Here is a 9,896-nt window from a genome sequence, read left to right as displayed (position 1 = left end):
CGGTTGCCGAAGTCACATGCTTCCATTACCAGGTTAGAGACCCAATATAGAAATTACGTCGCATTTTATATCAATTCCGATAATAATAAAGACTGCAAGAGCCTTCGTTTTTAACTAGATTAACAGATACTGGAAATTATATGCTTGTTTATATGTCACAAAAATATTGGGAAATCGGCTTGCCGGCTGATGTTACCTGGCGTTGCAATTTGTCTGGCCTGTGAGCTTTTACTAATACCAGCTAGAGGATTTACTCGAAACGTGTTAAAATAGAAGTTAATATATTGGTATGAAAAATAATATTTGGCTGGGGTGCGAAAGATGTCGTTTGGGGAAAAGTTGAAAAAATATTTCAGCAATCATGCGGAAACGGGAGAAAAGCATTGGGATCGCTCTCTAAAAACGCATTATTATAAAACTAGCAAAGATAAGGCATTGACGATGCTCGAGAATTTTTTCGGAAACAATAAGGAATTCGATATTAACTCTGTTTCAGCAGAACATGGAGAAATTAGTGCAGTCAGCAAGAATGGGAAGAAGGCTTTTGTGGTTGCCACTGTAATTATGGTTCAGCCCTATCGTACAGCTATAGATTTTTCTGTGTCCACCGAATCGATTCTGCCTTTTGATTTCGGATACAGCGCGAAGTTAATCAACCGTTTATATACCCAAGTAAATAAAGAATTGCCATTAATCGAAGAAAAAAATATGTAAAATATGAAGTTAGAATGGAGTTGAGCAAAAATGCGATGTTCCAATTGCCATAATAAAAATACAAAGGTGCTCGATTCCCGTCCGATAGAAGAAGGGCATTCCATCCGACGACGCAGGGAATGTGAAAAATGCGGTTTTCGCTTTACCACTTTCGAGCGGATGGAAGAAGTCCCATTGATTGTAGTCAAAAAGGATGGCGTAAGACAGGAATTTTCCAGAGAAAAGCTCAAAAGGGGATTGATCAGAGCTTGTGAAAAAAGACCGGTGGCGCTTGAAACAATCGAATCCCTTGCACTTGATGTGGAAAGAGAATTACGTAATCAGGGATCATCCGAAGTTTCCAGCAATGATATCGGTGAATTGGTCATGGAAAGATTATCCAAAGTGGACGAGGTTTCATATGTCAGGTTTGCCTCTGTATATCGTCAGTTTAAAGATATTACTGTTTTCTTGGATGAACTGAAGGATATCATCAATTCTGATAAAAACAATAAGTAATTTCTATTTCGTACAAAAGGGTGTGATAAACATGAATTATATTGGACAAATTTTACCGGTAGATGGTTATAGGATCACGTTAAAAGAATATTTGCCGGTGGATTACGCTAAATCACTAACACATTTATACCAGCCTATGATAGGCATTGAAGCTGTCTCTCTTTACCAGACCCTTTTGCATGATATAGAACTTCAGGAAGACTTAACGCCCCAGACACATCATACACTGATGAACTACTTAAATCTTCCGCTGGACGAAATCTACCAGTCCAGATTGAAGCTGGAAGGTATCGGACTATTGAAAACATATAAACAGAGTGGGGACTCAAGGGATTTATATACATATGAATTACAGAGTCCGTTTGCCCCTGATAAGTTTTTCAAAGATGCAATGCTTTCCCAGCTGCTGTTCCACCATATTGGACAACAGAAATTTAACCTTCTGAAAAGTCATCATTTAAGGACAGCTGTGACAGACTCGGCTGAGAACATAACAGCTTCTTTCAATGATGTCTTTCAAACCTTTACACCATCTGCAGAAGCGTTAAAAGATATCCCGCAAGAGAAGTCATCCTCGGATGAAGTGCAATTGGATTTCTCTTGGATGGAGCAGATGCTGAAACAGAGAATGATTCCTGCAGGGAAAGTATTAACTTCGGACAACCGGAGATTAATATATCAAATGATGGTACTCTATGACTTGGAGACACATGAAATCGATAAGTCTGTCTTATGGGCCCTGACCGATGAGAATGAGCTGGATACAGAGGAATTTAAGGTGGCCTGTCATGACCTGTTTAAAGCAAAGAACAGCAACAAAACGATTCGCCTCACCGAAAACGTACAGACTGTCAAGAAAAAAACGGCAGAAGCCCCGTCTACCAAAGAGGGAATGCTTATTCAGGAATTGGAAACCATATCACCGAAACAGTTATTGGAAGACCTGTCAAGCGGTGGTCATGCATCTGAGCAGGATATGAAAGCTATTCGTGAAGTGATGACAACACAGGGGTTACCAGCCCCAGTCATGAATGTTCTTATTCACTATGTACTTTTGCAGTCGAACATGAAACTGTCAAAAGCCTATTTGGAAAAGATTGCAAGCCACTGGTCGCGAGCCAACATAAATACTGCGAAGGAAGCTATGGTCTTTGCGAAAAAAGAGCAGGAACGCTTCCAAAAAGATATGAAAAGAAAATCCACCTACAACAATCGAAAGCAGGTTTCCAAAGAAGTTGTTCCGGATTGGTTCAAAGAAAGAAAACATAAGCAGCCGAACCAGCCTGCTGTAAAAAATAGTAATGTGACAAAAGAGCAGGAAAAGATTGCAGCAAGACTAAGACAATATTCCAATGGCAACTAAACTAGTCATGCGTAAGGATGATCAAAATTGAAACCTATACAGTCCGCATTGAAATCATGGATGCAAACAAATGAAAATTTTAAGGAAAATTACACGAAAATTAGACAGGAAGTGTTGGATGATCCAGAAATTAAAGAATTTATTTCCCTGCATCCACAGCTTACACAATCAGAAATAAACAAGAGCCTGATTAAGCTTTATGAATACAAGACCCAGTCAAAGCAATGTAATCAGTGCGGCTCATTTAGAGCGTGTAAAAACATGCTTCCCGGTTATTCTCCGATCCTGCAAGTGGAATCCAATGAGATACGGTTAACCTATGAAAAATGCCACAGCAGAATCATGCATGAAAAGGAACAGGAACAGCAAAAATTATTTCAAAGTCTGTACATGCCCAAGGAAATACTGCAGGCAAGCCTGTCAGATATCGCAAATGATGAGACGAGAATTCAAGCAATTGCTGAACTTCTTGATTTCCTTGACCAGGCAAAAACAGAGCTCCCAAGAAAAGGACTATATTTTTACGGTCAATTTGGTGTAGGTAAAACATATTTATTGGGTGCACTTGCAAATGAACTGAAAAAATTCAACATATCATCGACATTGATTTATATGCCTGAATTTGTTCGTGAAATTAAATCTTCCTTCAAGGATGATTCCTTCAATGATAAAATAGATCTTTTCAAAAAGGCTGATGTACTGATGCTTGATGATATCGGTGCTGAACTTCAGTCTGCATGGTTCCGCGATGAAATTTTGGGTTCTGTGCTGCAATATCGAATGATGGAACGTCTTCCGGTTTTCTTTACATCCAATTATGACCTCGATCAGCTGGAGATGCAGCTTGCTGCGACAAAGAGTGGAGTAGAGACGGTAAAGGCTGGAAGGATTATCGAACGAATCAAACAAGTGAGTAAAGAAGTTAAGATTGAAGGACATAACCGGAGACTGTAGTTCCGTTCATGTTATAGGAATTTATCCCTTCCAAGTATCCTAAACCTGAGAATATCTATTCTCAGGTTTTTTTCTGTCTATCTATCGACACCCTCTGCCCGGCAGCAATATACTAGATTGAAAAAATATATGAATACGTTTTAAAAAGCAAGCAACGATTGCCCAACCAGACTATCAATTAAAATACTTGCTAGATTAAGAAGTTTAATCATTTTTTGATCAGTTTGTCCATATAATGTAACAGTTTGGTCGTGGATGAGGGTGATAATTGGTGGAGGTATTTTTTGATTCGGATAAAGAAGCAATCAGTTTTTGTGAGCATTTACTAAGAAATCACAGGCAGATTGAAATGAACTGGAAATCGGATGGAAAACAGGGGAATCGTTTGAGGTTGGAGGAGAAGCTTCCGAAGAATGAGCTGCTCAGTATAGTTGCAGGTACGATGACAGATGTTTTTATGACTCATCGCTTAGGAGCAATGGTCAAGCGCATTATAAAAGATTATTATTACTATACTGATAATGAGGAGATTGGACGGATTCTCGATTTGACCTATTGGATCATTACTGGCAAGGAAGAGGAGAGCAAGCGGTTAAGAAAAAATAAAGACCAACGTGCATTTTTGAAATCATTATTCGTAGTCAACTTAAAAGAGAGCTTTGAATTTCATTTTGATTCCATTGTCAATTTCCGTCTGAAACCTTTTAAGGACCAGCTGATTACCATTGTTGGACTGGCAATTGACGAATTTAAAAGGGAAGAGGATCATCAGGCATTTGTGGATATGCTTCGTGCGTATGTCATTAAAAAAGAGCCAGGTTTCCCAGTCATTCACATATTGCAGGGGAATACATTTACATTTTTCACGGATAATGGTAAACGAATGACAAACATCGATTTACGGGTATTGATGAAGAAAGAGCCATTATATATCGTCGGTCTTCATGACAATGAGTTTAATTTAGCTCCGCTTATAGCGATGGCGCCGGAAAAATTGAGGATATATGGAGATGATCCTTCCGAGCCAAAAACGTTAACGGTAATTAACGTTTTTCAGGAAAAAGTCGATTTTGAACCAATCAGTAATTTTCCTTTTCCTTATTATTTGAAGAATGATTAAGATTAAGCTTGATTTTCCTTTTGTGTAGGTCTATAATACTCATTAAATACTTGTTAAACGTCAATCGACAATCTTTTAAAACAAAAGTTATGATGAGGATATGATTATTTATTGATCCGCATAGATTAGAGAGGGAAGTCAGTGGCTGAAAGCTTCCTGTATGCATATAAATAATTACCGCCTTTGAACTCTGCCGGTGAACTCACAGTAATTGGCAGCGTACCGTCTGCGTTAAAGATTAATGAAGCCGTAAGATCTTTTACGGGAATCAGGGTGGAACCACGATGTATCCAACGCTCGTCCCTTTGCAGCAGTGCAGAGGGGTGGGCGTTTTTATTTTGTCATGAAATGGAAGGAGAATGTAACATGTCAGAAATTAAAATTGTATTTCCCGATGGAGCCGAGAAAGGATTTCCTTCAGGGACAACAGGAGAAGATATTGCCGCATCCATTTCTCCTGGATTACGAAAACAGGCATTGGCTATAAAACTCGATGGCGAGCTGGTTGACCTGAAACGGGAATTGAATCATGGCGGGAAGATCGAAATCATTACGTACAAGAATGAGGAAGGACTTGAAGCGGTTCGCCATTCAACTGCCCACCTGCTTGCCCAGGCAATTAAACGTCTGTATAAAGATGTTAAATTCGGGGTCGGTCCTGTAATCGAAGAAGGGTTCTATTATGACATCGATATGGAGGAATCTCTGACTCCAGAGGACCTTCCCAAGATTGAGAAGGAAATGAAACGCATTGTGGATGAAAATCTCGAAATCAGACGAATAGAAGTATCCCGCGGGGAAGCTATAGAGCGGTTCCAGGCTATTGGAGATAACCTCAAGCTAGAGCTAATCGAGGCAATACCTGAGGATGAGCAGGTAACCATTTATGAGCAGGGCGAATTCTTTGACCTTTGCCGTGGTATCCACGTTCCTTCCACTAGCAAGATCAAGGCCTTTAAGCTGTTGAGCATCTCTGGTGCTTACTGGCGCGGTGACAGCAATAACAAACAGCTGCAGCGTATTTATGGCACTGCTTTTGAAAAGCAGGCACAGCTTGATGAACATCTCCGTATCCTGGAGGAGCGCAAAGAGCGTGACCATCGCAAGCTGGGTAAAGAACTGGACTTATTCACAGTATCCCAGCAAGTAGGTCAGGGCCTTCCTTTATGGCTTCCAAAAGGGGCAACAGTAAGACGTAATATAGAACGCTATATTGTTGACCTGGAAGAACGACTGGGCTATGACCATGTTTATACACCAGTACTAGGCAGCAAAAAATTATATGAAACAAGTGGGCACTGGGATCATTATCAAGATGACATCTTCCCGCCAATGGAAATGGATAATGAAACATTGATCCTTCGTCCGATGAACTGTCCGCACCATATGATGGTATATAAAAATAATTTATGGAGTTATCGACAATTACCTGTCCGTATTGCTGAACTTGGTACGATGCATCGTCATGAAATGAGTGGTGCACTTGCGGGATTGCAGCGGGTACGCGGTATGACGTTGAATGATGCTCATATTTTTGCCCGCCCAGACCAATTGAAAGATGAATTTGTCCGTGTGGTTGAATTAGTACAACGAGTGTATAAAGATTTTGGCATTGACGATTACTATTTCCGTCTTTCCTATCGGGATCCGGAAGATAAAGAGAAATACATCGATAACGATGAAATGTGGGAAAAAGCACAAGCAACATTGAAAGAAACAATGGATGATATGAACCTGGAGTATGTCGAAGCAATCGGTGAAGCTGCATTCTATGGACCGAAACTGGATATCCAGGTGAAAACAGCATTAGGTAAAGATGAAACCTTATCAACTGTTCAATTGGACTTCCACTTACCGGAACGTTTCGATTTGACTTATATCGGTGAGGATGGTAAAGAACATCGCCCAGTCGTCATCCACCGTGGAGTAGTTTCCACAATGGAACGCTTTGTTGCATTCCTGATTGAGGAATATAAAGGGGCATTCCCAACCTGGCTTGCACCTGTTCAGGTAAAAGTAATCCCGGTGTCACCACAGGTTCATCTGGACTATGCCAAAAAAGTGGAAGAAGAACTGCGTCTTGAGGGTGTTCGCGTTGAGCTTGATGAACGGGACGAGAAAATTGGCTACAAGATTCGTGAAGCACAGACACAAAAAATTCCATTTGCACTCGTACTGGGTGATAAGGAAATTGAAGAAAGTGCGGTCAATTACCGCCGTTATGGAGAGCAGAAAACAGAGACACTTTCCTTTGACAAATTCCTAAGCTTCATCAAGGAAGAGATTGCAGAGAAAAAGCTAAAAAATTAAAAGTTTGTTCAAGAGGCTTTCAACGATTGTTGAGAGCTTCTTTTTCGTATATTACATTAAAGTCAATCTAAAAAAATAATTCCTGCAATAGAAGAGTTTATATGATATACTTATTTAAAAGAATGTGAAAGACCTTAGTTGACATCCGAGTGGAGTGATGTTATGCTTATAAAGTTGAAAAATTAAATGATCTGAGACAAGTAGAAGCACCCGCTTCTCACCTGATTGACGCCTTAATGGCAGTTAACTGGTTCCAAACTCTTTTTTATAAGTTATTGGAGACGTGTGGGTGCATGAATGTACCGACACTTTTTTAATTTAAAAAAATTTGCTTGTCAATGATAGATCAGTAACAAAAAATTTGGAGGTGGCTGGCTATTAGCAAGGATATGAATGTCAATGAGAAAATTCGTGCTAGAGAAGTACGACTTATCGATTCAAATGGTGATCAGCTTGGAGTGAAAACACGTCAGGAAGCATTGGAAATCGCAACAACCCGCAACCTGGATTTAGTAATGGTTGCTCCAAACGCAAAACCACCAGTGTGTCGCATCATGGACTACGGAAAATTCCGATTTGAACAGCAAAAGAAAGAAAAAGAAGCTCGTAAAAAACAAAAGATTATCAATGTAAAAGAAGTGCGCTTTACACCAGGGATTGGCGATCATGATTTTGAAACAAAATTAAAGAATGCCCGTAAATTCCTTGAAAAAGGTGATAAAGTAAAAGCTGCGGTTCGTTTCCGTGGACGTGCCATTACACACAAAGAACTTGGCCGTGAAGTATTGGATCGCTTTGCTGATGAAGTTAAAGATATTGCGACGATTGAAACAAAACCGAAAATGGAAGGCCGTAACATGTTTATGATGGTCGCTCCAGTTAACGAAAAGCAATAAATTATTTACTCGATGAATGATCAGTACAAGGAGGAAATTATTATGCCTAAAATGAAAACTCATAGTGGTTCTGCAAAACGCTTTAAAAGAACTGGATCTGGAAAACTAAAAAGATCTCATGCATATACAAGCCACATGTTTGCAAACAAATCTCAAAAACAGAAACGCAAATTGCGTAAAGGTGCAGTGGTATCTTCTGGAGATTACAAACGCATCAAAGCAATGCTGCCTAAATAAGCAATAAAAATTTAACGAATTATTCGGATATACAATTGTATTGAATTGTACTAGGAGGGAATTATTATGCCACGTGTAAAAGGTGGAACAGTAACACGCAGACGTCGTAAACGCGTCCTTAAATTAGCAAAAGGTTATTATGGTTCTAAAAGAACGTTATTTAAAGTAGCAAAACAGCAAGTAATGAAATCAGGTCAATACGCTTATCGTGACCGCAGACAGAAAAAACGTGATTTCCGTAAACTATGGATCGCTCGTATTAATGCTGCTGCACGTTTAAACGATATTTCTTACAGCAAATTAATGCATGGTCTTAAACTTGCAGGTATCGACATCAACCGTAAAATGCTGTCAGAACTTGCAATTAACGACGAAAAAGCATTCACTCAATTAGTTGGGCAAGCTAAAGAAGCACTTAAATAATTAAAAACGAAGGACCAAATCCTATTATTGAATTGGATTTGGTCCTTTTTCAAAGTTTTGTATGAAATGGTGAAGTAGATAAGATCTGCGACATCGATGGCAGCTCCTGCAAACACTTAAGGTCCACGGCTGCGGATGCTGAAGTGTTACGGGTCAGAAATCTACCGATCATTCTATGCCTTAATTTTGCAGATACTGTGTCAAACAGAATCTGATAAACAAACGCCTTTCAAATAAATCAAACAGTGTGAAAAAGGAGAGTACCCATGGAAGATTTAAGTTCTATTATGCTGTATTTTATCGGAGTAAACATAGTAGGTTTTGCACTGATGTATATAGATAAACAAAAAGCGATTAAACAGAAATACCGTATACCTGAACGCACGTTTTGGGCGCTTGCTGTTCTGGGGAGTTCTATTGGGACCTACATAGGTATGAATACGTTTCGGCATAAGACAAAGCACCGTTCCTTTCTAATTGGAATGCCGCTATTAATGATCGTCAACATTGCTTCGCTGATCTATGTTTTATTGTTTATGTCATAAAGGCTCGTCTCATGTCATATACATGTACCGAAAGACATAATTCTGCCACTCGGGAAAACTGCTGCATCTAAAGATGAAGGAGGTGGATTATGGAATTAATCGGCAACTATCTAATGACTGTCATTCAAATAGGAGGAGCATTTTCACCGATTTTTTTTATATTTTTACATCTGTTGAGACCATTATTATTCCTCCCGGTAGTATTTATTTGCATTTCAGGAGGCATTTTGTTCGGACCGGTGGCAGGTACTGTTTATTCCATTATTGGAATAACATTATCAAGTATACTATTTTATATGATGATCGGGTGGATGCCTAAATCACTCAATCGGCTCATTTATGTTAAACAGAAATTGATGGGGAAGCATTCAGAATTGACCACTTCACAGGTAACATTACTGAGACTGGTGCCATTTATTCATTTTCATTTATTATCCCTTTGTTTGATTGAAACTTCTTCCGGCTTTAAAGCGTATACGAAATCATCTTTATTATCAAATATTCCTTTGGCTATCATTTATACCTCCATCGGCGGATGGCTTTCCAATTTAACTTCCTATTATATCTTCGCTTTTTTAATCGTCTTATTACCGTTTATTTATATCTTAAGAAGGAAAGAAATCATTATTAAATGGCAGGACTTCTTTCCGTTGACTGATACACAAAAACACTCATCTGTAAAAATATAGATGAGTGTTTTAATTTGGCTCTTTTCGTAAGTTTTGGTGCTTTTATAATCATCGGAGTGTATATAAAATGCGACGTAACATCAATGTTGAGTCTCTAACCTGGTAATGGAAGTAAGTTACTTCGGCAACCGCAGCCCGTATACACTT

At 39.1% G+C, this 9,896-nt stretch carries 11 protein-coding genes and 1 other annotated feature; all 11 genes read left to right on the top strand.

Annotated elements, in window-relative coordinates; all coding sequences use genetic code 11:
- Nucleotides 1-321 precede the first annotated feature (321 nt).
- The 11 genes from A4245_RS19165 (at nucleotide 322) to A4245_RS19115 (ending at nucleotide 9,749) form a co-directional block, all read left to right on the top strand.
- A complete protein-coding gene (locus tag A4245_RS19165) occupies nucleotides 322-714 on the top strand; it encodes a cytosolic protein (protein WP_067730918.1) in 393 nt (130 codons plus the stop codon).
- A gap of 30 nt (nucleotides 715-744) precedes the next feature.
- Complete coding sequence (nrdR, locus tag A4245_RS19160) at nucleotides 745-1,212, top strand: transcriptional regulator NrdR (protein WP_067730916.1); 468 nt, start codon at nucleotides 745-747, stop codon at nucleotides 1,210-1,212.
- A gap of 31 nt (nucleotides 1,213-1,243) precedes the next feature.
- The gene (locus A4245_RS19155; protein ID WP_067730914.1) at nucleotides 1,244-2,575 is read left to right on the top strand and encodes a replication initiation and membrane attachment family protein; all 1,332 of its coding nucleotides are present in this window, start codon (nucleotides 1,244-1,246) and stop codon (nucleotides 2,573-2,575) included.
- A 27-nt stretch (nucleotides 2,576-2,602) separates the two neighbouring features.
- Nucleotides 2,603-3,529: a primosomal protein DnaI gene (gene dnaI / locus A4245_RS19150; protein WP_067730912.1), complete on the top strand. Its 927-nt coding sequence runs from the start codon at nucleotides 2,603-2,605 to the stop codon at nucleotides 3,527-3,529.
- 271 nt (nucleotides 3,530-3,800) lie between these two features.
- Nucleotides 3,801-4,649, top strand: a complete 849-nt coding sequence (gene ytxC / locus A4245_RS19145) for a putative sporulation protein YtxC (RefSeq protein ID WP_234402449.1) — start codon at nucleotides 3,801-3,803, stop codon at nucleotides 4,647-4,649.
- A 366-nt stretch (nucleotides 4,650-5,015) separates the two neighbouring features.
- Nucleotides 5,016-6,959: a threonine--tRNA ligase gene (gene thrS, locus A4245_RS19140; RefSeq protein WP_067730908.1), complete on the top strand. Its 1,944-nt coding sequence runs from the start codon at nucleotides 5,016-5,018 to the stop codon at nucleotides 6,957-6,959.
- A 192-nt stretch (nucleotides 6,960-7,151) separates the two neighbouring features.
- Nucleotides 7,152-7,280: a sequence feature (ribosomal protein L20 leader region), on the top strand.
- A gap of 68 nt (nucleotides 7,281-7,348) precedes the next feature.
- A complete protein-coding gene (infC, locus tag A4245_RS19135) occupies nucleotides 7,349-7,855 on the top strand; it encodes a translation initiation factor IF-3 (RefSeq protein WP_067730906.1) in 507 nt (168 codons plus the stop codon).
- A gap of 42 nt (nucleotides 7,856-7,897) precedes the next feature.
- The gene (rpmI, locus tag A4245_RS19130; protein WP_067730904.1) at nucleotides 7,898-8,092 is read left to right on the top strand and encodes a 50S ribosomal protein L35; all 195 of its coding nucleotides are present in this window, start codon (nucleotides 7,898-7,900) and stop codon (nucleotides 8,090-8,092) included.
- Nucleotides 8,093-8,158: 66 nt separating this feature from the next.
- Nucleotides 8,159-8,515, top strand: coding sequence for a 50S ribosomal protein L20 (gene rplT / locus A4245_RS19125; RefSeq protein WP_067730902.1), 357 nt, complete (start codon nucleotides 8,159-8,161; stop codon nucleotides 8,513-8,515).
- A gap of 266 nt (nucleotides 8,516-8,781) precedes the next feature.
- Nucleotides 8,782-9,060, top strand: coding sequence for a DUF1294 domain-containing protein (locus A4245_RS19120; RefSeq protein ID WP_067730900.1), 279 nt, complete (start codon nucleotides 8,782-8,784; stop codon nucleotides 9,058-9,060).
- Nucleotides 9,061-9,149: 89 nt separating this feature from the next.
- Nucleotides 9,150-9,749 (top strand): TVP38/TMEM64 family protein, encoded by a 600-nt coding sequence (locus A4245_RS19115; RefSeq protein WP_067730898.1) that lies wholly within the window; start codon nucleotides 9,150-9,152, stop codon nucleotides 9,747-9,749.
- The last annotated feature ends 147 nt before the right edge of the window (nucleotides 9,750-9,896 follow it).

The sequence above is a fragment of the Oceanobacillus damuensis genome (assembly GCF_001618145.1).
Taxonomy (GTDB): Bacteria; Bacillota; Bacilli; order Bacillales; family Amphibacillaceae; genus Oceanobacillus; species Oceanobacillus damuensis.
The sequence above is the reverse complement of the archived record's forward strand: the minus strand, read 5'-3'. Positions and strand labels throughout refer to the sequence as shown.